At 64.3% G+C, this 22,091-nt stretch carries 28 protein-coding genes; 7 read left to right on the top strand and 21 right to left on the bottom strand.

Going from position 1 to position 22,091, the window contains the following annotated elements; translation table 11 throughout:
- Window positions 1-10 precede the first annotated feature (10 nt).
- Window positions 11-553, top strand: a complete 543-nt coding sequence (gene infC, locus VO57_005110; GenBank protein XBL71289.1) for a translation initiation factor IF-3 — start codon at window positions 11-13, stop codon at window positions 551-553.
- 36 nt (window positions 554-589) lie between these two features.
- The gene (locus VO57_005105) at window positions 590-1,141 is read left to right on the top strand and encodes a hypothetical protein (protein ID XBL70724.1); all 552 of its coding nucleotides are present in this window, start codon (window positions 590-592) and stop codon (window positions 1,139-1,141) included.
- Window positions 1,142-1,154: 13 nt separating this feature from the next.
- Here VO57_005105 and VO57_005100 read toward each other — a convergent pair whose 3' ends face one another.
- Window positions 1,155-1,814 (bottom strand): hypothetical protein, encoded by a 660-nt coding sequence (locus tag VO57_005100; protein ID XBL70723.1) that lies wholly within the window; start codon window positions 1,812-1,814, stop codon window positions 1,155-1,157.
- Window positions 1,815-2,057: 243 nt separating this feature from the next.
- Between VO57_005100 and VO57_005095 the strand changes: the two genes are divergently transcribed.
- Window positions 2,058-3,374: a cystathionine gamma-synthase family protein gene (locus tag VO57_005095; GenBank protein XBL70722.1), complete on the top strand. Its 1,317-nt coding sequence runs from the start codon at window positions 2,058-2,060 to the stop codon at window positions 3,372-3,374.
- A 62-nt stretch (window positions 3,375-3,436) separates the two neighbouring features.
- On the opposite strand, the gene VO57_005090 is transcribed toward VO57_005095, so the two are convergent.
- From VO57_005090 to hisB, 18 genes are all read right to left on the bottom strand, one after another.
- Window positions 3,437-5,794: a TonB-dependent receptor gene (locus tag VO57_005090; protein XBL70721.1), complete on the bottom strand. Its 2,358-nt coding sequence runs from the start codon at window positions 5,792-5,794 to the stop codon at window positions 3,437-3,439.
- Window positions 5,795-5,982: 188 nt separating this feature from the next.
- The gene (locus tag VO57_005085) at window positions 5,983-6,219 is read right to left on the bottom strand and encodes a hypothetical protein (protein ID XBL70720.1); all 237 of its coding nucleotides are present in this window, start codon (window positions 6,217-6,219) and stop codon (window positions 5,983-5,985) included.
- Window positions 6,220-6,346: 127 nt separating this feature from the next.
- Window positions 6,347-7,237 carry a hypothetical protein gene (locus VO57_005080; protein ID XBL70719.1) on the bottom strand — a complete coding sequence of 297 codons (891 nt, stop codon included), beginning with the start codon at window positions 7,235-7,237 and terminating at the stop codon, window positions 6,347-6,349.
- 34 nt (window positions 7,238-7,271) lie between these two features.
- Window positions 7,272-7,712: a hypothetical protein gene (locus VO57_005075; protein ID XBL70718.1), complete on the bottom strand. Its 441-nt coding sequence runs from the start codon at window positions 7,710-7,712 to the stop codon at window positions 7,272-7,274.
- A 142-nt stretch (window positions 7,713-7,854) separates the two neighbouring features.
- Window positions 7,855-8,388 (bottom strand): J domain-containing protein, encoded by a 534-nt coding sequence (locus tag VO57_005070; GenBank protein XBL70717.1) that lies wholly within the window; start codon window positions 8,386-8,388, stop codon window positions 7,855-7,857.
- Between the two features lie 137 nt (window positions 8,389-8,525).
- Window positions 8,526-9,032: a peptidoglycan-associated lipoprotein Pal gene (gene pal / locus VO57_005065; protein XBL70716.1), complete on the bottom strand. Its 507-nt coding sequence runs from the start codon at window positions 9,030-9,032 to the stop codon at window positions 8,526-8,528.
- A 73-nt stretch (window positions 9,033-9,105) separates the two neighbouring features.
- Entirely contained in the window at window positions 9,106-10,509 is a 1,404-nt protein-coding gene (tolB, locus tag VO57_005060) for a Tol-Pal system beta propeller repeat protein TolB (GenBank protein ID XBL70715.1), read from the bottom strand.
- Window positions 10,506-11,327, bottom strand: coding sequence for an energy transducer TonB (locus tag VO57_005055; GenBank protein ID XBL70714.1), 822 nt, complete (start codon window positions 11,325-11,327; stop codon window positions 10,506-10,508). The genes tolB and VO57_005055 overlap by 4 nt, the downstream gene beginning before the upstream one ends.
- A gap of 13 nt (window positions 11,328-11,340) precedes the next feature.
- Window positions 11,341-11,784 carry an ExbD/TolR family protein gene (locus VO57_005050; GenBank protein XBL70713.1) on the bottom strand — a complete coding sequence of 148 codons (444 nt, stop codon included), beginning with the start codon at window positions 11,782-11,784 and terminating at the stop codon, window positions 11,341-11,343.
- Window positions 11,785-11,821: 37 nt separating this feature from the next.
- A complete protein-coding gene (gene tolQ / locus VO57_005045) occupies window positions 11,822-12,535 on the bottom strand; it encodes a protein TolQ (GenBank protein XBL70712.1) in 714 nt (237 codons plus the stop codon).
- Window positions 12,536-13,018: a YbgC/FadM family acyl-CoA thioesterase gene (locus VO57_005040; GenBank protein XBL70711.1), complete on the bottom strand. Its 483-nt coding sequence runs from the start codon at window positions 13,016-13,018 to the stop codon at window positions 12,536-12,538.
- 106 nt (window positions 13,019-13,124) lie between these two features.
- Window positions 13,125-13,499 carry a histidine triad nucleotide-binding protein gene (locus VO57_005035; protein ID XBL70710.1) on the bottom strand — a complete coding sequence of 125 codons (375 nt, stop codon included), beginning with the start codon at window positions 13,497-13,499 and terminating at the stop codon, window positions 13,125-13,127.
- Window positions 13,489-13,827 carry a phosphoribosyl-ATP diphosphatase gene (locus VO57_005030; GenBank protein ID XBL70709.1) on the bottom strand — a complete coding sequence of 113 codons (339 nt, stop codon included), beginning with the start codon at window positions 13,825-13,827 and terminating at the stop codon, window positions 13,489-13,491. Before VO57_005030 ends, VO57_005035 begins: the two co-directional genes overlap by 11 nt.
- Before the next feature lie 34 nt (window positions 13,828-13,861).
- Window positions 13,862-14,650 (bottom strand): imidazole glycerol phosphate synthase subunit HisF, encoded by a 789-nt coding sequence (gene hisF, locus VO57_005025; protein XBL70708.1) that lies wholly within the window; start codon window positions 14,648-14,650, stop codon window positions 13,862-13,864.
- Window positions 14,647-14,904: a hypothetical protein gene (locus VO57_005020; protein XBL70707.1), complete on the bottom strand. Its 258-nt coding sequence runs from the start codon at window positions 14,902-14,904 to the stop codon at window positions 14,647-14,649. The genes hisF and VO57_005020 overlap by 4 nt, the downstream gene beginning before the upstream one ends.
- Window positions 14,905-15,076: 172 nt before the next feature.
- Complete coding sequence (hisA, locus tag VO57_005015; GenBank protein XBL70706.1) at window positions 15,077-15,799, bottom strand: 1-(5-phosphoribosyl)-5-[(5-phosphoribosylamino)methylideneamino]imidazole-4-carboxamide isomerase; 723 nt, start codon at window positions 15,797-15,799, stop codon at window positions 15,077-15,079.
- A gap of 97 nt (window positions 15,800-15,896) precedes the next feature.
- A complete protein-coding gene (gene hisH, locus VO57_005010) occupies window positions 15,897-16,514 on the bottom strand; it encodes an imidazole glycerol phosphate synthase subunit HisH (GenBank protein XBL70705.1) in 618 nt (205 codons plus the stop codon).
- Entirely contained in the window at window positions 16,507-17,100 is a 594-nt protein-coding gene (hisB, locus tag VO57_005005; protein XBL70704.1) for an imidazoleglycerol-phosphate dehydratase HisB, read from the bottom strand. The genes hisH and hisB overlap by 8 nt, the downstream gene beginning before the upstream one ends.
- An 85-nt stretch (window positions 17,101-17,185) precedes the next feature.
- Between hisB and VO57_005000 the strand changes: the two genes are divergently transcribed.
- From VO57_005000 to VO57_004985, 4 genes are all read left to right on the top strand, one after another.
- The gene (locus VO57_005000) at window positions 17,186-17,698 is read left to right on the top strand and encodes a ClpXP protease specificity-enhancing factor SspB (protein XBL70703.1); all 513 of its coding nucleotides are present in this window, start codon (window positions 17,186-17,188) and stop codon (window positions 17,696-17,698) included.
- 57 nt (window positions 17,699-17,755) lie between these two features.
- On the top strand, window positions 17,756-18,154 hold the full coding sequence (locus VO57_004995; GenBank protein XBL70702.1) for a hypothetical protein: 399 nt from the start codon (window positions 17,756-17,758) through the stop codon (window positions 18,152-18,154).
- A gap of 66 nt (window positions 18,155-18,220) precedes the next feature.
- Window positions 18,221-18,886 carry a guanylate kinase gene (gene gmk, locus VO57_004990; GenBank protein ID XBL70701.1) on the top strand — a complete coding sequence of 222 codons (666 nt, stop codon included), beginning with the start codon at window positions 18,221-18,223 and terminating at the stop codon, window positions 18,884-18,886.
- 83 nt (window positions 18,887-18,969) lie between these two features.
- Window positions 18,970-19,923, top strand: coding sequence for a DUF1499 domain-containing protein (locus VO57_004985; GenBank protein XBL70700.1), 954 nt, complete (start codon window positions 18,970-18,972; stop codon window positions 19,921-19,923).
- Window positions 19,924-19,999: 76 nt separating this feature from the next.
- Here the strand turns inward: VO57_004985 and VO57_004980 are convergent, their stop codons facing one another.
- Window positions 20,000-20,806, bottom strand: a complete 807-nt coding sequence (locus VO57_004980) for an SDR family NAD(P)-dependent oxidoreductase (protein XBL71288.1) — start codon at window positions 20,804-20,806, stop codon at window positions 20,000-20,002.
- A 123-nt stretch (window positions 20,807-20,929) separates the two neighbouring features.
- A complete protein-coding gene (locus VO57_004975; GenBank protein ID XBL70699.1) occupies window positions 20,930-22,069 on the bottom strand; it encodes an acyl-CoA dehydrogenase family protein in 1,140 nt (379 codons plus the stop codon).
- Window positions 22,070-22,091: the final 22 nt, after the last annotated feature.

Here is a 22,091-nt window from a genome sequence, read left to right as displayed (position 1 = left end):
AGAGCATCCCATAGCACGTCCCCCCCGTCGTTCCCTTCAGCCGCCTATCAAGAGCGGCCCGCGCTACGACAATTTTATCCAGTCGCCCAAGGTCCGCGTTATCGACGAGACCGGGGAAAACATCGGTGTCCTCAGCACGCGTGACGCGATCGAACGCGCCGCGGAAGTTGGCCTGAACCTGGTCGAGGTGTCGCCCAACGCAGACCCGCCCGTGTGCAAGTTCCTCGATGTCGGCAAGCACCGCTACGAAGCGCAGAAGAAGGCGAACCTCGCGCGCAAGACGCAGAAGACGCAGGACATCAAGGAAGTCAAAATGCGTCCGAACATCGACACGCACGATTACGACGTGAAGATGCGCAATGTGGTGAAGTTCATCGAGAACGGCGACAAGGTTAAGTGCACGCTGCGCTTCCGTGGCCGCGAAATGGCGCACCAGCAGCTGGGCATGGACCTGCTCAACCGCGTGCGCGACGATGTGGAAGAGATCGCCAAGGTCGAGAGCTTCCCGCGTCTCGAAGGCCGTCAGATGCTGATGGTCCTCGCGCCCAAGTAACTGCCTCTTCTACCTCTGCAGCCCAAGGCCCTCCCCATGCGCATAGTCTCCCTTGCCGGAATCGGCGTAGCGACCCTCGCGCTGGTTGCCTGCAATTCGGGAGGGGAGACGCAGCCGGACCAGGCCGCAAGCAGTGGCGAGAATACGCAGCAGGCGGGCAGCGATACCGAGCAGCCGGCGGGCGTGAACGACGGGATTCCCGACCTCACACCCGCCACGCTCACTCCCGAGGCGCAGAAAGGGGAAAAGGGCGCGCGCAACGTGCTGTTGTCCTTCACCCGTGCGATCGAGCTCAAGGAGTTCGATCAGGCCTGGAACCTGATGGTGCCCGAATTGCGGGAGAAGCTGCCGCGTGACCAGTTCACGCAGACCTTCGCCGGTCTCGGCGACCTGACCGTCTCGGCGCCGGGCGGCACCATGGAAGGTGCGGCGGGGACCATCTACTACGAGGTTCCGATTGCCATTCGGGGCGGGACCGGACAGACACTGACCGGGGAGATCGTGCTCAGCCGGGTAAACGATGTCCCCGGTGCGACCGAGGAAGAGCTGCAGTGGCGCGTCCGCCGCTTCTCTGTTTCTTCGAGCTAGCCCACCCTGCGGATCACTCGATCCGGAAATCCAGCAGAGTGAACCGCGCCGGGCCGGTGGCGTAGACCCCGTGCCCGCGCAGCGCGGGCGAACCGAACACGAAACCGACCTGCGCAGTCCGATCCAGCGCGCGTTCGAACGCTTCGGGCAGCGAATAGCTGGTGCCCCCGACCATCGCGATCCACTCCTCGTCCAGATCGATGCTGACCTCGTGCGTACCGCGGCTGAGCGGAATGACCTTCTCATTTGGCGCGTACCAGCGGTGGTGCGGCGTGCGCATCGTCCAGCGGTCGCCTGCGCGCTGGAAATAGAGCGACAGGGTCGCGGTGTTCTGCGGGTCTTCCTCCGGCACGAAGCGCACTCCGCGTGCGGCATCGATCCGGTAACGCATCGTAATCCGCTTCGCGCCCGCAAGCGGCCGGGTTGCCGTGGTCACGTAATGGACGTGACCTGCCGCCGGGCTGGGATAGGGAAAATCGAACACCGCACCACGCGCGGTATCCTGCATGGTCGCGGGCATCCGGTATGACGAGTTCTTGCCGCGCACGGCCGGGCCGATCGACCAGGTCGAACGTACAGACTGCGCCGCCGCCGGTGCCACGGGCGCGACGGCAAGGCCGGTACCGAGCAACGCAACGGATGCGACGGCGAGGATCAGGGATCGCTTCAACATGCCCCTGACATTGCTCCAGCGCCAATGGATCGACGCTGAACGGGCCGTTGTCGAGCCCGCCCCCTGCCCCCCTTGTGCTCAGGGTCGCTTGATCGCGGAAACTCCCGGCGGTACTGGCGCGTTCGAAAACCGGCAGCTGGTGGAGATGCGTTCCTGCGGAGGTTAGGAGCGGGCCGCCACCGGCACAGCCTCCAGCCCAAGCCCCCGCCTTCCTGGGGGTATAGTTGAGGAAGGCCGTTCCCCATGACCGACGCCGTCGACGCAGTCGAAACCCCCACCCCCCGCCGCAAGCCCAAGCCCGAAGTCACGAAGATCGACGGGCGCAAGATGAAGCCGTCGACCCTGATGATGGGCCACGGCTACGACCCGGCACTGTCCGAAGGATCGCTCAAGGCTCCGATCTTCCTGACCAGCACCTTCGCCTTCGAAAGCGCGGCTGCGGGCAAGCGCCACTTCGAAGGCATCACCGGCCTGCGTGAAGGCGGCGCGGAAGGCCTCGTCTATTCGCGCTTCAACGGACCGAACCAGGAAATCCTCGAGGACCGCCTCGCCATCTGGGACGGCGCGGAGGATTCGCTGTGCTTCTCCAGCGGGATGACCGCGATCTGCGTGATGATGATGGCCTACTGCAGCGCGGGCGACGTGATCGTCCACTCCGGCCCGCTCTATGCAGCATCCGAAGGCTTCGTCGCCAAGATCCTCGCCAAGTTCGGGGTGAAGTATATCGACTTCCCCGCCGGTGCGACGCGCGAACAGTTCGAGGATGTGGTCGCCAAGGCCAAGGACATGGCGACCGAGAACGGCGGCAAGGTCGCGATGATCTACCTCGAAAGCCCGGGCAACCCGACCAATGCGCTGGTCGATATCGAGATGGTCCGCGATGTGCGTGACGCTGCTCTGCCCGCCGATTGCCCGATCGCGATCGACAACACGTTCCTCGGCCCGCTGTGGCAGCGTCCGCTGGAACATGGCGCGGACATCGTGTGCTATTCGCTGACCAAATATGTCGGCGGCCACTCGGACCTCGTCGCGGGCTCCATTGCCGGCGACGAAAAGTGGATGAAGCCGGTCCGCATGATCCGCAACACGATGGGCGGCATCGCCGACCCGAACACCGCATGGATGCTGCTGCGCAGCCTCGAAACCGTGGAGCTGCGGATGCAGCGCGCGGGCGAGAACGCGGCAAAGGTGTGCGAATTCCTGAAGAAGCACCCCAAGGTCGATGGCCTGGGCTATCTCGGCATGATCGAGGATGATCGCCAGCAGGACATCTACGACCGCCACTGCCTTGGCGCAGGCTCCACCTTCTCGCTGTTCCTCAAGGGCGGCGAAGAGGAGTGCTTCCGCTTCCTCGACGCGCTCAAGGTCGCCAAGCTTGCGGTCAGCCTTGGCGGCACCGAAACACTTGCCAGCCACCCGGCCAGCATGACGCACCTCTCCGTGCCCCATGCACGCCGCCAGCAGCTCGGCATTTCGGACGCGCTGGTGCGGATCAGCATCGGGATCGAAGACCCAGAAGACCTGATCGCCGACTTCGATCAGGCGCTCGACGCGGTCTGATCGGTCAGTTCACCAGAAAAATGCGAATGGGCGGAGGCTGCAAGGCCCCCGCCCATTTTATATCAGCGCCCGAAACGCGCAGTCAGCTCGACCCCGAACAGGCGCGGCTCTGCGGGGATGAAGGTCGGCACGTTGAACGAACCGCCGGTGTTGCCCGCGTCGAGGAGATAATCCTCGTCGAAAGCGTTGCGGATAAAGCCTGCGATCTCGAACCGGTCGTCGGCGAAGGATACGCCCGCCCGCGCGTTGACCAGCGTGACCGGCCCCTGCGAGATCAGCGGATCATTCGGCACTTCGAAGAATATCCGGCTGCGGTAGGTGATGCTGGGGGTGGCGAACAGACGCGCGCCATTGCCCAGCGGATAGTCGATCGTGAAGCCGCCCGCCGCCTGCCACTCGGGCTGAAGGCGGAAACGCGCACCCGAATATTCGGGAGAGTATGCGCCGTCCTCGTCGATCCCGCCGCTGATATAGCCGACATTGCCGAAGATACTCAGCCAGTCGGTCGCCTGCACCGCGAGTTCCGCCTCGACACCCAGGTTCGATGCCGAACCCGCGCTGGCGGTGATGAAGGAGCCGAGGTTGTCGGGGTCTGCCACGGAAACCTGGAAGTTGTCGTAGACCTGATAATAGACCCCCAGCGATCCGGAGATCGGTCCGGCGCCCAGCTTCAGGCCGCCTTCATAGTTCCACACGGTTTCCTCGGGGATGAGGGGCTGCACACCGCCTGCATTGACCGGCACCACCGGCGACCGGCGGCCCTTCGAGACCGTCGCGAACACGTTTACGAACGGATTGATGCGATAGAGGATGTTGAAGCGCGGCAGCACGGCGGTAAAGCTGTCTTCACCGGTGATGGTTTGCCCGCCGGTGTCGACCTGACCGGGGATCAGCGGCGCGCCGCTCAGCACCGAATTGGGTACGGTGGCGGTGAAGCCCGACTTGCGCTCCTCGATCAGGATCCGCGCACCCGCGGTCAGTTCGATGCTCGGGGTCGGGATGTAGGTCACGTCGCCGAACATCGAATAGCTGGTGTTGGTGCCCTGGTTCTCGAACACGGAAGCGTAGGGAATCGCGGTCGCTGCGCCACCCGTCGCAAGCTGGGTCACCACGCTGGCAGGCACGCTACCGTCAGGCGCAACACAAGGAATGCCGGGGATCAGCGGCGCACCGAACAGCGAGCTCAGGCACTGCAGGAAGGTACCCTCTTCGGTGGAGAAAGGCACGTTCTGGCGTCCCTTCTCGGCAAAAACGTTCCAGCCGAACGACGCGCGCCAGCTCGGGTCCGCATAGCTGAAGCGGCCTTCGTGGCTGAACTGGTGCCCGGTCGCGATTTCCGCGAATTCGAGGAACGGCGCTGCCGAGCCGTCGGCGTCGAACACCTCGGCGCTGTCGAATTCGCGGTAGCCGTTCACTGTAGTGAAGGTGAGCGAGTCGTTCAGTTCCACCTGTGCGGTCAGGTTGATGTCGTAGACTTCGCGGTTGAGGCCCAGCTGGTCATCGCCCAGCGCCGCCGCCGAATAAGGCGAACCGGCGAGGTTCGCGGGTTCGAAAGCGTTGGCCGGGCCACCCGGCGCTCCGGCGAAAGCCGGGAACGTGCCCGAGATGAACGGCGTACCGCCATTTCGCTGCTGGTCGTAGGTGCCGACCAGGTCGACAGTCACGAAGGGGCTGGGCGTGAAGCGCAGCGATCCGCGAACGCCGAACTGGTCCTTGGCGTAAAGCTCTTCGTCCTGATTGGTCGCGAGGTTCTCGACGTAGCCATCACGCTTGCGCCATTCGAATGCGACGCGGCCCGCGATCACATCCGACCCTGCGTTGACGAAGCCCGACAGCAGCGTGGCGTCGTAATTGCCGTAGCCGCCGGTCATCTCGGCGGAGAAGCCGGGCTTCGGCTTGGCGGAGACGAGGCTGATCGCGCCGACAGCGCTGGCGGTGCCGAACAGGGTCGCCTGCGGGCCCTTGATGACCTCGACGCGCTCCAGATCGTAGATCGCCTGGTACGACCCGCGCGAGCGCGAGATATCGACGCCGTTGTAATAGAGCGTCACGCGCGGCCCCTGCTGGGCCGAACCGCTGTCCGAAGTGATGCCGCGGATGACGATGCCGGGGTTGTTGGCGCTCTGTTCCTGGATGTTGAGGCCGGGGACATAGTTCGACAGCTCGTCGAGATCGGTGACGCCCAGATTGGCAATCTGATCTCCGCTCAGGGCGCTGATCGTGATCGGCACGTCGAGCGCGCGCTGTTCGATCTTCTGCGCGGTGACAACGATCATGTTGCCGGTTTCTTCGGTGATTTCCTCCTCGCCGGTGGCTTCATCGGCAGGCTCGACCGGGGCCTGAGCGAGGGCGGCGACGGGCGACAGCGCGGCGGTGCCGAGCAAGACGAGACGGAGGATGGAAACGGAAGACGAACGCATTGTGAGACCCTTTATGCTGCGATTGCGAAGGGTCGTTAGGGCCAGTGTGTTACCGATCCACTGCGCCGAGGTTACGCTTTGGTGAACCTGCCAGGTGAGAACCCGTAGTCCTTATCCTGGTGCAGCTCCGCAACAGCGGGGGCGAACGGGTGGCTCATGGCAAGAGGCATGCCGCGCCCCTAAGTCGGCTAGACCAAGATGACGGGTTCGGCGGTCCACCCGAGCTGATCATCCGGAAACATCGGCATGATTGGCGCAATCGGACTGCCGGCCGCTGGTTCGTGTCCCGAAGCGAATATCATATCGAGTGACACGTCGAGAGGCGTATTGGCGGCGTAGAATTGCGGGATGTCGGTGATACTCAAGTCCTGATTGATGACGACCACCTGATCGCCGACCGTAACACTCTGCCAGGCACTGCGCAAAAAAAGTCCACGATCGTCACACCATTATGTTCCGCGTCGAGATTATCGAAGGTAATCCGAAGATTGTCTCCCTCGCGACCCACGGAGATATCATCAACGCTGACGTCGGCTTCGTAGATCAGGCCATTCAGGGCGGTGGTTCCATAGAGAACTTTATTCCCGTCGGGGACACCGTGATCGTTCCGAAGTGGGAGCCATCGACCAGAATGACGTCGTTCCCCGCTCCTGTTTCGAGGAAAAAACTCGAATAGTGAGTTCCCCCTGTCACATCCGGAATCTGGAAGAGATTGTTCCCATCCGTGCCGATCCCGTTGATCTTGTATGGGGTAAGCTGCCAATGAGGGGGCGCCGTCAGGGAGAGATCTACTATTGAGCTTTCAAGATAGTCGGTCGGATCGAAATCGTCGAACAGGTCGTCGCGAAACCGGCGTTCGCCGCTGAATTCCTCGCCGGGGGCGTGCTGCCGGAACGTACTGGCACCCGGTCTCTGCGTGAGATGCATCAATTCGTGGCCGAGAACCTCGATAAACGACAAGTCATCGTACAGCGGATCATCAAGCCTGCTTCCGACAATCGTAATCACCGCAGTCGAGTCGGGAAGAAAACTCTGGTCCCCGTTCGGCATCTGTATCGCCTGAAACTCAGCCTCTCCGACGTCATTCCCGAAATCGGAAGGAGCGACCTCGGTCAGATTGATTTCTAGGGTAACATTGAGTTCGGCCATTTCTCGAAAAGCTTCGGCGAGCGAATCGTTTTCCGAAGAGTTCGCCAGCGCTGCCATGATGGCAGCAATCTGCTCAGGCGACGCACCCTCGATGGTGGTCTCCGGGCGCCCGTCCTTCTTGCCAATGACGACGATATCGTCCGTATCCACGGATATGCCTGACAGGTCGAAGGACGAAAAATTGACCGTAGGAACGAACGCCCCAAGATACTCTGCACCGTATAGTCCACTGATCGACGTCGTCCCATAGGCCCCGGTGACCGTGATGGTATTTCCGCTGACATTTGTGGGCATTGAGCCTGACCTCCCAAGGTCACTGATCACATGGTCAATCTACGACGCGATCTTCGAGACTTTCGATCAAGTCCGAAGATATCTCGATCTTGGCGAAAGCTGCCTGGCATTCGGTCTGGACGAAAGTTCCATCCTCGAGCCGCGACAGAGCAAGAAAGGCAATCTCGCCTTCATCATACTCCAGCTGCCGATTGCGCGAGCCGAGGACCACGACGCCTTCGTTTGTGAAAGGCTGTAGTGCAATCCGGTCGAACTCGCCCTTCAAAGCAATGAGCACGACATATTGTTGAGAAATAGCACTGCCCGTTTGAGCATTCTCTATTCTACGAACAAAACCAACAAAATCCGATTCATCGAAAACGCGCTCGGCCGCAATTTTTGGGTCCGATTCAAAAAGATCTGAAATACCACAGCGCGCATAGGCACCTTGATGGCAAAAGAATAGTAAAAGCGCGAACAGCTTCAGCGCCTTCATGCCGACCCCTTCAGATACTCAATTCGTCAGGAACAGAAAATTCTCATATTTTTGTTTCAGTGCCATTTCATCCAGCCCATTGGATTTTGCGGTGATTTAGAAACCACCGAGCCAGACACTTTTCCCACTAGTCGGCAGAAGCCTAGCCGTGCCATTCGCGCCGCGCTTCTGCGGCTTTCAGCACCTCGTAGGAGACCTGCAGCTTCTGGAATTCTGCGGCGGCTTCCTTGTCGCCCGGCTTCACGTCGGGATGGACGGTCTTCGCCTTTTCGCGCCAGGCGCGTTTGATCGTGGCGAAATCGGCATCGGATTCCAGACCCAGCACGTCGAGCGCGCGCATCTCGTCTGCCGAGCGCGATCCGTCGCCCGATCCGCCCCAGCTATAATGCGAGGCTTCGGCGTAGCCGGCATTGTCGCGCTGTTCGGTGCGTGCGCGTTCGGCCGCCTCGGCCTTTTCCAGCCCTTCGAAATAGTCCCACTTGGAATTATATTCCGCCGCGTGTTTCTGGCAGAAATACCAGCGATCCGGGTTGTTGGGGGATTTGGGTGCGGGGCAGTCGCCGCGCTCGTCGCAGCCGTGGCGATCGCACAGGCGCACGGTCGCGGCCTCACGGCTTTCCTCGTAGCCGCGCCAGCGCGGGAAGCCCCAATCGTTCGATCTGCGCGGTTTTGCCATTGGTTCAATCTAGAGCGGTCGCCCGCGCCCGCAACCTCGCAAACCGGTCTTTCGGGCTCTTCGCGCCACTACAGCGCAAAAGAAAAGGCGGGCGGCCTGCAAGCCACCCGCCCTTCCCGAAATACGACGCTCGCCGCCTAGTTGACGACGACGGTCACCGCGCGGCGGTTCTTGGCCCATGCCTCGGGCGTGGAAGCGGTCGCGACCGGGCGTTCCTCGCCATAGCTGACCGTGCGGATGCGGTTGGCGGCAATGCCCAGGCTGACGAGGTAGTTCTTGGCCGAGTTCGCGCGGCGCTCACCCAGAGCGAGGTTGTATTCGCGCGTGCCGCGTTCGTCCGCGTGGCCTTCGATGGTGACGGTGATGTTGGGGTACTGCGACATGTACTGCGCCTGCGTCTGCAGCGCGGCGGCATCGGCGGTGTCGATGTTGTAGCGGTCGGTGTCGAAATAGATCACGTTCTGGCCGTTCACCGCGCGCACGAAGTGCTCCTGCGTGCCGACACCCGGCCCGCCGGTATTGCCGCCAGTGGTCGGCTGACTCACCCCCGGTTCGGGCGGGAGCTGCTCGGGTGCGGGCGACTTACACGCCGCCAGCGAAACGGTGGCCGAAAGGACGATCGCTGCTGCAATACGAGAATTCATTGGTCTCTCCTCACAAAATTGCCTTCATTCGTCGGTGCGACCCCACGAAAGAGCATCTGTTTTTCCCAACGCCTCAGGGCAGAATCGGGCCCCATGCCGGGTCCGATGCATCCACCGGAGTGGGCAGGCGGCGCAGGTTTTCGCCAGTCAGGTCCACCTGATAGATCGCGGTGCGGCCCGTGTTCCGCTCGGTCCGGAAGAACTGGAGGATGCGGCCATTGGGTGCCCAGGTGGGGGCCTCGTCCTGCCAGCCGTCCGTCAGCTTGCGGAAGTTCTTCCCGTCGGGGCTCATCGTGGCGATGTTGAAGTCGCCCGGGATGTAGGTGAACGCGATCTGGTCGCCCCGCGGGCTCCATTCGGGCGTTGCCGCACGGCCCCCGAAGAAGGTGATCCGCCGCTGGTTCGATCCGTCGGCATTCATCATGTAGATCTGCTGCGCGCCCGAACGGTCGCTTTCGAACACGATCCGGGTGCCGTCGGGCGAGTAGGAGCCGCCCACGTCGATGCCCGGCGCATCGGTCAGCCGCTCGCTCGCCCCGCCATTGGCGGAGACGCGGTAGATATCCGTGTTGCCGTTGACCGCCATCGAATAGAGCACCCAGCGCCCGTCCGGGCTCCAGCGCGGAGCGAAGGTCGGGTTGCTGCTTTCGGTAACCAGCGTCTGCTTGCCCGTGCCAATGTCGTAGATGTAGATGCGCGGATTGCCGTCGACATAGCTGAGGTACATCAGCTTGCGGTAATCGGGCGAATAGCGCGGAGTCAGCGCGGTCGCGCGCCCGGTGGTGATGAAGCGGTGGTTGGCCCCGTCGCTGTCCATGATCGCGAGCCGCTTGGTGCGGTTATCCTTCGGGCCGGTTTCGGCGATATAGGCAATCCGGCTGTCGAAGAACGGGCTTTCGCCGGTCAGGCGCGAATAGACGAGATCGGCACATTTGTGCGCCGCACGCCGCCAGTCGGACGGCGGGACGACCCAGCCCGAGCGGGCGAGTTCGTCGTTCAGGGCGACGTCGTAGAGATAGCAGCCAACCACCAGCTTGCCGTCGGCGCGCGGGCGGACATAGCCCTGCACCAGCATCTCTGCCCCGCGCATGCGCCACATGTTCCACACCGGATCGGTGATCTGCGGGTAGTTCGGCTTGGGCAGCGCGTCCGGCCCGGTGGGGGCGAACAGGCCATTGTTCTGCAGATCGGCGGTAATCACCCGCGCGAGTTCCGCACCCAGCGCGGCAGTGCCCTGCGCATTGGCGGCGGTCGCAACATCGCGCTCGGCTGCGAAGGCGGGGATCGCGAGCTGCAGGTCATCGAGGCTGCCTTCGAAGGAGACGTTGACCGACAGGCCCCCGTCTTCATCACCATCGCCCGGCGTCGGCACGGTTTCAACCTCGCCACCCACCGGCGGGGCAGTGCCCAGGTCTTCGTTCTGCGCGAGGACCGGCGAAGCAATCAGCAGGGCCAGGCTAGCCAGCAAGAATCTCATTGAGCGAGTCTCCAATCGAGGTTGGCAGTCACCGACTTCCAAGCATTATAATATTCGGGCGGCAAATCGAAGGGGGCGGCCAGTTGCACCGCGCGGATGGCCTGTTCGGCATGGCGTTCGGCCTGCGCGCGATTGGTCTCGTTGACCCCGGTCTGGCGCACCAGACGCGGACGCCCCTTCAGCGATCCGTCTTCGTTGAGCTGGAAAGAGATGTAGCTGACGATTTGTTCCACGTCGGGCCCGCTGGGCGGCTGCCAGTGCGGCTTGATCTGGCGCGAGATCGCCGCAGCGATACTGGCCTTCGCACTGTTGCCGATCTGCGAAGCGGGAATGCGCGTGTCGGTCGAGGTCGACGAACTGCCCGATCCGGCGAGAAAATCGTCGCCCACGCGGCTGCCGCCAGAGCGGGTCGGGGTGGCACTGGGGCGCGGCTGCGGGCGTGGGCGCGGTTGCGCGGTCGCTCGCGGGCTCGGTCGGGGCTGCGGGCGGCTGGTCGCGCGCGCGGTCGGCTGCGGACGCGGGGCGGGTGCAGGGGCGGTAGTGGGTTGCGGCAGCGGCGGCGGGGGTACGTATTCGATCGGCGGCGAGACCTGCTCGCCCAGCTCCGGCGCGACCGAGGCTTGCGCTTCGCGAACCGGGTCGGGCGAGGTAGATGTCGTCCCGACATCTTCCGCGAAATTGACCGTGATGCGTTGCGGCTCGGGCAGCTTTTCGCGCGTCGCACCCTGCACAAGCAGCACCGCGATCAGCGCGGCGTGCAGCGCGATCGCGACGATCAGCGCAATGGCATCGAGGCCGGTATGCTGTTTCGCGTCCATCGAGCCCTGGGAGCTAGATCGAGTCGCTTGAACTGTTGGTGACCAGCGAGATCGAGTTGCAGCCCATCCGGTTGAGCTCACCCATCACGCCCATCACGCGCCCGTAATCGAGCGTCTTGTCGGCGCGCAGCACCACCTCCCGCTGCGAACAGGCGACCCCTTCGCTGGCGGTGGCGAGCGCCGCGCCCAGATCGCCCTGCGGCACTGCGGATTCGCCGACATAGATCGTGCCATCGCCCGCAATCGACACGTTGAGCGGTTCCTCGTCCTGCGGCAGCGCGTTCGCACGGCTGTCGGGCAGGTCGACCGGTACGCCCGCGGTCAGCAGCGGCGCGGTGACCATGAAGATGATCAGCAGCACCAGCATCACGTCGACCAGCGGGGTAACGTTGATCTCCGCCATCGGCGCGCGCTTGGCATTGCGCCCGCGCTTATGGGAGTGAACGCCCATCGCCATCAGAGTTCTCCTCCGCGGTGCCGGCCCGAATAGAACATCAAACCCGCTCCAGCTCGCGGCCGAGGTTCGCGTTGAACCGGTCGGCGAAGCGCTGGAGGATCGCTTCGTAGCGGTTCACGCTGGCCGAGAAGCGGTTGTAGGCGATGACCGCCGGAATGGCCGCGAACAGGCCGATCGCGGTTGCGAACAGCGCTTCGGAAATGCCTGGCGCGACCACCGCGAGCGAGGAATTGTTCTGCGCACCGATCTGGAAAAAGCTGTTCATGATACCCCAAACGGTGCCGAACAGGCCCACGAAGGGCGCAACCGAGCCCAGCGTGGCGAGGAAGGTCAGCCGGTTGGCCATCCGGTCCGCTTCTTCCGCGACATGGCTATCCATCACGGCGGCGATCCGGCCCTGCGCACCGCGCACGTCCTTCACCCCGCCCTTGGTCGACTTCTTCCACTCGGTGATCGCACCCCACGCGATGCGCGCGGGCGCGACATCCTGGTTGCGGTAGGCATCCAGCGTTTCCTCGTAGTTTTCCGAGGCCCAGAAATCCTGTTCGAACTTGCGCGCGCGCTTCTTCGCGCCGCCGATCTTCATCGCGACCGAGATGATGATCATCCAGCTCCAGATCGAAGCGAGCAGCAGCGCCGCCATCACCGCCTTGACCACGATATCGGCGTCCATGAACAGCTTCACCGGCTCCAGCCGGGTCGGCGGAACGGGCATTGTCGCGGCGGCGGCAAGCAGGTCGGAAAGAATCATTCAGGCATGCTCCCCAAGAGAACTGGTATCGAGAATTCGGGTGAAGGCTTGGCGCCATACATCGGGCTGGCGGCGCGGACGGCCATTGGGCGCGACGAAGCCGACCCGGAAGGTCGCGCTGCAAATCGTCTCCCCATCACGTTTCGCCTCCTGCACCATGCGCACGCTCGCTGCCTTGAGTTCGCTGCACCGCGTATGAATGACGATATCATCGTCGAGCAGCGCGGGCCGAAGATAGCGCATCTGCACATCGGCCACCGCATAGGCACCCTCGCCCGCTTCGATCGCGGCGCGCTGATCGATCTCCAGCATCCGCAGCACGTCGGAACGCGCACGTTCGAACCAGCGCAGGTAGTTGGCGTGATAGACGATGCCGGAAAGGTCGGTATCCTCGTAATAGACCCGCACCGCGTACAGGTGCAGCGAGCCGTCGAACACGCCTCCGGGCGGCGTTGGGCGGACAGGATCGGGTGCGTCGGTCATTCAGGGCGCGCCTTTACCGGAAAGCTGTTCGCAGCGGCAATCACATTCAAGCGGACTGTCGCACGGTGGGAGCGGTTCGCCCGCCGCGCGAGGAGAAGCGGTCCGATCAGGCGATCATCCGCCCCAGCTTCTGCCCGCCGAAGATGTGGACGTGGAAATGCGGCACTTCCTGCCCGCCATTCTCACCCACATTGGCCAGCAGGCGATAGCCGGGCTCGACCAGCCCCTTCGCGCGCGCCACAGTGCCGACCGCGCGAACCAGCCCGGCGATTTCCTCGTCCGAGGCTTTCTGCGAGAAATCGTCCCAGCTGACATACTTGCCCTTGGGGATCACCAGCGTGTGGATTTCGGCCTGCGGAGCAATATCCTCGAACGCGAAGGCCCAGTCGTCCTCGTACACCTTGGTGCAGGGAATCTCGCCGCGCAGGATCTTGGCGAAGATATTGTCGTCGTCATAGGGCGCGGTCGGATCAATCGGCATTGCTCGTCTCCTCCTGGCTCTCGCGGCTGGCCTTCTCCTCGATCCCCGAGATGCCTTCGCGCCGGTCGAGCTCGGCGAGCACGTCGTCCAGCGCGATCTCGCGATCGGCCAGCAACACCATCAGGTGGAACAGCACGTCGGCGGCCTCGCCGACCAGCTCCTCGTCGCTGCCCGAAAGCCCGGCGACCACCGCCTCGACCGCTTCCTCGCCCAGCTTGCGCGCCATCTTGGGCCGCCCGTCGCGCCTGAGCAGCGCGACATAGCTGGTTTCGGGATCGCAATTCCGACGTTCAAGGATCACCTTTTCCAGGCGAGCGAGAGTTTCCATCCAGACGGTCCTCTTTCTGGTTATGCGTGACGCCTCAACCGTGCGTCCCTGCGTAGGGTTCCGGGTGGCGCGCAGGCAAGCCCGCCGCGCGCAGCGCGTCCTGCGCCTCGGCAATAGTATGCTGGCCGAAGTGGAAGATGCTGGCGGCCAGCACCGCGCTCGCATGCCCCTCTTGCACGCCTGCGACCATGTGTTCCAGCGTGCCGACCCCACCACTGGCGATCACCGGCACATCGACCGCATCGGCGATCATCCGCGTCAGTTCGAGGTCGTAGCCGTCCTTGGTCCCGTCGCGGTCCATTGAGGTCACGAGGAGTTCGCCCGCGCCTAGCTGCGCCAGCTTCGTCGCATGTTCGAGCGCATCGATCCCGGTCGCGCGGCGACCGCCGTGGGTGAAGATTTCGTAGCGCCCGCTCTCGCCACGCCGGGCGTCGACCGAGGCGACCACGCACTGGCTGCCCATGCGCTGCGCGATCTCGTCGACCAGTTCGGGCCGCGCCACGGCGGCGGAGTTGATCGCGACCTTGTCTGCGCCGGCCAGCAGCAGCGTGCGCGCGTCTTCGACGCTGCGCACGCCCCCGCCCACGGTCAGCGGCATGAAGCAGACTTCGGCGGTACGCCGCACGATATCGGCCAGCGTCGCGCGCCCTTCATGGCTCGCGGAAATGTCGAGGAAGCACAGCTCGTCCGCCCCCGCGAGGTCGTAGGCATGCGCCTGCTCGACCGGATCGCCCGCATCGCGCAGATCGACGAAATTGACGCCCTTGACCACGCGGCCCTCGGCCACGTCGAGACAGGGGATGACGCGGATACGGACGGTCATGTCATGTGCCTCTCGTTGGCGACGGTCGGGGCCTGCTCTCCGGTGGAGGTCGATGGCGCAACCTGCCCGGCCAGCCAGAACATCCCGAACGCCATGTTGATATAGAGCACGATCGCGAACCAGAACCGGCTCGGATCATCATCCTTCTTGCTCAGCCGGAATTTGCCCAGCGCGGTCTTGCCCCGCACCGCGTCGACCGCGGCGACGACCAGCATGACGGCCGTGGCGATCAGGGCGATATCGGCGATGGTCATCTCGCCATCCCCCCTCTCCAACTTCGGCTAGGACCTGGCAGGTCCAAGCCTGCGTATCCTCTCCCGCAAGGGGAGAGGATGGATGCGGCACGATTCCCTCTCCCCCTGTGGGAGAGGATAGCGCAGCTTGCCGCGTCTGCGGCTAGCGAAGCTTGGTGAGGGGGCTCGATCACTACGCCCCCTCGCGCAGCGCCTCGGCCAGATCGAGCCTCCCATCGTAGAGCGCCCGCCCGGTAATCACGCCCTCGATCCCGTCAGCGGTGTGCGGTGCAAGGGCGCGGATATCCTTGATGTCGGCGACGCCGCCGCTGGCGATCACGGGGAGCGATTGCGCCTTGGCCAGCGCCAGAGTCGCCTCGACATTGCACCCCTTCAGCAGCCCGTCGCGGCCGATATCGGTGAACAGCAGCGCGGCGACGCCCGCATCCTCGAACCGGCGCGCCAGGTCTTCGACCGGCAGGTCGGAAACGCTCGCCCAGCCCTCGGTCGCAACCATCCCGTCGCGCGCGTCGACCGCGACCACCACGCGGCCCGGATGATCGGCCGCCAGAGCCTTGACCAGTTCGGGGTCCTTCAGCGCAGCCGTGCCGATCACCACCCGCGCCACGCCGAGCTCCAGCCAGCGCTCCGCACCCTCGCGCGTGCGGATGCCGCCGCCGAGCTGCACCTTGCCTGGGAAGCGTTGCAGGATGGATTCGACCGCATGCGCGTTGACCGCCTCGCCAGCGAAGGCTCCGTCGAGGTCGACCACGTGCAGCCAGCTCGCCCCTGCTTCGGCAAAGCGCGCGGCCTGTTCGCCGGGATCGTCGCCATAGATGGTCGCGCGGTCCATATCGCCTTCGGCGAGGCGGACGACATTGCCGCCCTTGAGGTCGATAGCGGGGAAAATGATCATACTGCGTACCCCTCTCCAATTGCGGCTAGGCTCCTGCGTCGCCAAGCCTACATATCCTCTCCCGCGAAGCGGGCTAGTGAAGCTTGGAGAGGGGCGATCAAGGCTTCCATTGCAAAAACCTCTCCAGCAGCGCCAGCCCGTAAGCCTGGCTCTTCTCCGGGTGGAACTGCACGCCGAGGATATTGTCCCGCGCCACCGCCGCCGTCACCGCTCCGCCATGGTCGGTGCGCGCGGCGACGTGCGCGTTGTTCGCGACATCGAAGGCGTAGGAATGGAGGAAATAGGCCTCGCCCGGATGAACCAGCCCGCTCGCATCGTCGGCCACGACCACATCGTTCCAGCCCATATGCGGCACCTTCACGTGTTCGGAGGGCTCCAGCGCCCGCACCTCGCCGCCGATCCAGCCGAGCCCCGGCGTCTCGCCATGCTCCAGCCCCTTGTCGGCGAGCAATTGCATGCCGACGCAAATGCCGAGGAAGGGCACGCCATCCTTGAGCACGTGGCTTTCCAGCGCCTCGATCATCCCGGGCAGACTCGCGAGGCCGTTGTAACACGCACCGAACGCGCCCACGCCAGGCAGCACGATCCGCTCTGCCTTCGCCAGCGCATCGCCATCCGAGACCAGCGCGACCTCCGCTCCGACCCGCCTGAGCGCGTTTTCGACCGAATGCAGGTTCCCGGCGCCGTAATCGATCAGCGCGACACGATCAGCCACCCAGGATGCCCTTGGTCGAGGGAATGGCACCGCCCTTGCGCGGGTCGATCTCGACCGCCTGCCGCATCGCGCGGGCAAAGCCCTTGTAGATCGCCTCGCAGATATGGTGGTTGTTGGAACCGTACAGCAGCTCGACATGCAGCGTCAGCCCGGCGGTCTGCGCGACCGACTGGAACCAGTGTTCGATCAGTTCGGTGTCCCACTCGCCCAGCTTGGCTTGGCTGAAGCCCGCGCGCCACACGCACCAGGGCCGCCCCGAGATATCCAGCGCAACCCGCGCCAGCGTCTCGTCCATCGGCGAATAGGCGGTGCCGTAACGCGCAATCCCGCCCTTGTCGCCCAGCGCGTCGCTGAGTGCCTGGCCCAGCGCGATCGCGCTGTCTTCGGTGGTGTGATGCTGGTCGACATGCAGGTCGCCGTCGACCTTCATCTCCACATCGATCAGCGAATGGCGGGAAAACTGCTCGACCATATGGTCGAGAAAGCCGATCCCCGTCGCCACCTCGTAGGTGCCGGTACCATCAAGGTTCACCGCCACGCGGATGCGCGTTTCCTTGGTATCGCGCTCTATCAGACCGGTTCGCATGGGGACGCGCGCTATCCGTGACCGGGGCTGCGCGCAAGCATTCTGCGCTTGACCATACGCGCGCTCGCCGCCACCTAGCCACGTGATGAGTGACGATGCGCCCGATAGCCTGATCCCCTACGACCAGATCGTGCAGGAGGCCCTGCGCGCCGTGGTCGGCAGCGTGCTTGGTGAAATCGAGGCGGGCGGCGGTACGCTGCCCGGCAACCACCATTTCTACATCACCTTCAAGACCGGCGTCCCCGGGGTCGAGATACCCGACCATCTGCGGGAGCGTTTTCCGGACGAGATGACGATCGTCCTGCAGAACAAGTTCTGGGATCTGAACGTGACCGAAGTGGGCTTTTCGGTCGGGCTGAGCTTCAATCAGCGATCCTCGCATCTGGTGGTGCCGTTCTCCGCGATCACCGCCTTCGTCGATCCGGCGGTCGATTTCGGCCTGCAGTTCCAGGCGACCGAGGTGGAGGACTACCCCACCCCGACCGATGCGGCAGGAAACGACGGGTCGGACGACGCGGAACGCGATCCGCGCGAGGCCGTTACCAAGAACGAAGACGGCTCGAACGTCGTCACGGTCGATTTCGGCCGCAAGAAGTAACGCTCCGCACACACTCGTCAGCGCGTCCGGAGCCTGCAATCCAGGGGGCCTGACCAGATGAGCAAACGCCGCGAGGAACTGCGCCGCAAGGTCGCCCGCGGACAGGCACGCGCCCGCGGCGAAGCGGTGCCGGGCCTCTCCCCCAATCCGGCAGCCAACCTGATCATGGCCAACGCGATCGTGCGCACCGGATCGATCCTGCTGCGCCGGGCCGTCGACAAGCGCATGCTGCGCGGGCGTTATGGCAAGGATACCGCCGAAGCCGCAGCAGAGAACCAGGGACTGGGATCGACGCTGACCGCACTCGCCCTGTCCAAGGTCGCTGCGCGCTCCTCCACCGGCGCGGTGGTGGTCGGCGGCGGAATGCTGGCCAAGGCGCTGTACGACCGGCGGCAGGCCAAGAAGGCGCGGGCCAAGGGCGATGCGCAGATTCTGGAAGACGCCGCCGACGCGTAAGCGCGCACGCACCCTTTACGGATTTAGCCGACGCGAAGGGTTGATCTGACCCGCCCGGACGGGCCAATGGCGGATATGCCCGACTCCTCCTCCCACTCGCACGAGACCGACACGCTTCACCGCAGGGGCGTCATGTTCATCCTCTCCTCGCCTTCCGGTGCTGGCAAGACGACGCTGTCGCGCATGCTGCTTGCCTCGGACGAGGAGATCATGCTGTCGGTCTCCGCCACCACGCGCGCCCCGCGCGAGGGCGAGGTGGATGGCAAGGACTATCACTTCGTCAGCAACGAAGAGTTCGACCGGCTGGTGGAAGAGGACGGGTTCTACGAATGGGCGCCCGTGTTCGGCAATCGCTACGGCACGCCCAAGGGCCACATCCGCGAAGGGCTGAAGCGCGGGCAGGATTACCTGTTCGACATCGACTGGCAGGGCACGCAGCAGCTTTACCAGAAAGACCAGCAGGACACGGTCAGCGTGTTCATCCTGCCGCCGAGCCTTGAGGAACTGCACCGCCGCCTGACCGCCCGCGCGCTCGACAGCGAAGAGGTGGTCAACAGCAGGATGGAACGCGCGCGCGCCGAAATCAGCCACTGGGCCGAATACGACTATGTCGTGATCAACGACAATGTCGACGCGTGCTTCACCAAGGTGCGCGAGATCCTGCACGCCGAACGCATGAAGCGCACGCGCCAGACCGGGCTGATCCCCTTCGTGCGCGAATTGATGGGGTAGCGCTGGCTCTGCCCCGGCAGCTCTGCCAGTAAGAGCGGACCAATGCGGGCGTTGCCCCAATGCGCATCGAGGAGACTGGCCTGATGACTGATAACGGCTCGACCACTCGCGAAGAAGACGTCCCTCCTCTGAGCGACGCGGTGACGCAGGACGAAGATGTTGCGCAGGGCGGCCATGCTTCCGCCAGCGCCCCCTCCAGCCACGACGGGGCGAGCGACGCGGCAGACAATTCGTCGAAGTCGCGCGGTCGCTCCAAATTGGGCTGGATGCTCGGTGTCGTTGGCATCGCCGCGCTGCTGACGATGCTCGCCATGATCGCCGTCAGTGCGCTTGGCGGTATCGCATGGCGACAGGCCGTCTCTATCGTCATGTACGCGGGCCTTGCGGGGCTCATCGCGGTCGTCCTGCTGCTCGCTTTCATCTTTCGTCGGCGAAAGACAGGCAAATCGGCCTTCGAGCTGCCGGTCATCGCCGGTCTCGCCGGTGGCGCGGTCGCGGCTGTCTATGCCGCAAGCTGGGGCCTTGCATGGATTGGCCACCCCGCGATCCACGATATCTCGACCGAACTAGCCGATCCGCCGCAATTCAGAAGCCTCACCGTGCGGCCCGACAATTTCGACGACATTCCCGGCGCGGGCGACAGCGACATGACCGGCCTCAATCCGCGCCAGCGCTGGGCCGCGGTGCATCAGGACGCTTATCCCGACATCCGTTCCGTCCGGATCGATGCACAGCCCGCGGCGGTGCTCGCCAAAGCACAGCGATTGGCGGAAGACCGCGGCTGGACGATTGCGCCGGGTGACAGCGACACCACGCTGGAAGCACAGGGGCGCGATACCCTGCTGGGTGTCGACTTCATCTTCATCCTGCGCGCCCTTCCGGCGCAGGATGGCCGCGCGAGCCTGATCGATGTGCGGATGGTGACGCGTGAGGGCCGGTCCGATTACGGCGTGCTCGCCCCGATCGTGCGGACATTCCTGGCGGATCTCTCGGGTACCACCACTGCGTTGCAGGAAGGGACGACACCGGCACGCTGACGGCCGGGCAAGCGTGCCCCCGGCAGGCGATCTAAGGGGCCGGCGTCCACTTGCCGCCCGCCCCGTGCCGCTGCGCCTAGTCGCCCGACGGATCGACGAAGTTGCCCGCGCCGATATTGGCGTTGACCACGCCGCCGTCGATCGGGATCGTCGTGCCGACCACATAGTCGCCCGCCCGGCTGAGCAGGTAGATCGCGCCTGCGGCCATATCCTCGGTAACGCCCACGCGCTTGCTCGGGATGCCGCGCTTGACCAGTTCCTCGTTGTCGCGTGCAGCGCGGTTCATCGCGCTGGGGAAAGCACCCGGACCGATTCCGTTGACCACGATGTTGTGGCCGATCAGCTCGGCAGCCATGCGGCGGGTGAGGTGGATCAGCCCGGCCTTGCTCGCCTGATAGGGATAGGTCGGCCACGGGTTGGTCTTCATCCCGTCGATGCTGGCGATCATCAGCACCTTGGCCGGACGCTCCGCCGTGCCCGCCTTCTTGAGCAGCGGGAGCAGCTTCTGGGTGAGGAAGAACGGCGTCTTGAGGTTGAGGTCCATCGTGCGGTGCCAGCCGGCCTCGCTGAATTCCTCGAACGGCTCGCCCCAGGCAGCGCCTGCATTGTTGACCAGCAGATCGAGCTTGTCCTCGCGGCTCGCGAGTTCGTCGGCCAGCGCCTTGATCCCGTCCATCTGGCTGAGGTCGCCGACCAGGCCGATGACCTTGTCACCCAGTTCGGCGCTGGTCTCGTCGACCTGCTCCTTCTTGCGCGCGACGATATAGACCCTGGCGCAGCCCGCTTCGAGCAGGCCTTCCACGATCATGCGCCCGATCCCGCGGCTGCCGCCGGTGACCAGCGCGATCTTGCCTTCGAGACCGAAAAGGTCGGTGAGTTTCATCATGACAGAAATCCTTTCTTCGTCATTGCGAGGAGCCGCAGGCGACGCGGCAATCCATGACGCAGGTCCCTGGATTGCTTCGCTACGCTCGCAATGACGAGGGACTTTTCAACATATTGAGGTCTAATACCCGCTCAGTTCGGCAACCCGGCCCGCGTGGTAGTACATGTCGCCGAGGAACTCCTGCAGCGCGCGGTCGCGCTTCATGTAGAGGCCGATATCGTATTCGTCGGTCATCCCGATGCCGCCGTGCATCTGCACACCTTCCTTGACCGCGAGGCCCGCCGCCTTGGCAACCTTGGCCTTGGCGACCGAGGTCATCAGCTCGGCCTGCTCGCTGCCCGCGTCGAGCAGCTGCGCTGCCTTGATGACCACCGCACGGGCGATCTCGACTTCGGAATAGAGGTGCGCTGCGCGGTGCTGGAGGGCCTGGAAGCTGCCGATCAGCTGCCCGAACTGCTTGCGCTGCTTGAGATAGTCGACCGTCATGTCCATCGCGCCGCGTGCGACACCTACGCCTTCCGCCGACGCGCCGACGCGGCCTGCGCGCAGCATGGCGTTCAGGATCTCGCGCCCGCCATCGACTTCGCCGATGACCGCGTCGCCATCCAGCTCAACCCCGTCGAACGTGATGTGGCTGGCCATCGAGCTGTCGACCAGCCGCACACTGTCGTGGCTCACGCCGGAGGCATCCTGCGGCACGGCAAACAGGGTGATGCCGTCGGCATCGCTATCGCTGCCCGAGGTGCGCGCAGCAACCACGATCATCTCGGCGCTGGCGCCGTAGACCACAAAGTCCTTCTTGCCGGAAAGCTTGAAGCCGTTGCCCGACTTCTCTGCCTTGCAGGCGATCTTTTCGGGCCGGTGCTTGGGCCCTTCGTCGATCGCGACGGCGTAGACGTTCTTGCCCGCGACCAGATCGGGCAGCCAGCGGCCGCGCGTGTCGTCGCTGCCGTGCTTGAGCGCGGTGGCCGCAAGAACCGAGGAGCTGAGGAAGGGCGACGGGGTAAGGTTCGCGCCGATTTCCTCGAGCACGATGTTCGCCTCGACCTGGCCCATGCCGAGCCCGCCGTCCTCTTCGGGAAGCAGGATGCCGGTGAAGCCCATTTCGCCGAACTGCTCCCACAGCCCATGGCCGAAGCCATCCTTGCAGTCGCGGTCGCGCCAGTGGCGCAGCTGCTTGGCAATGCTGCCTTCCTCGCGGATGAAATCGCTCGCGCTGTCGGCCAGCATCGCCTGATCGTCGTCGTAGTAAAGTGGCATGTTTTACTCCCTCTCCCCTTCA

The organism is Citromicrobium bathyomarinum (assembly GCA_001306305.2).
Lineage (GTDB): Bacteria > Pseudomonadota > Alphaproteobacteria > Sphingomonadales > Sphingomonadaceae > Alteriqipengyuania > Alteriqipengyuania bathyomarina.
The sequence above is the reverse complement of the archived record's forward strand: the minus strand, read 5'-3'. Positions and strand labels throughout refer to the sequence as shown.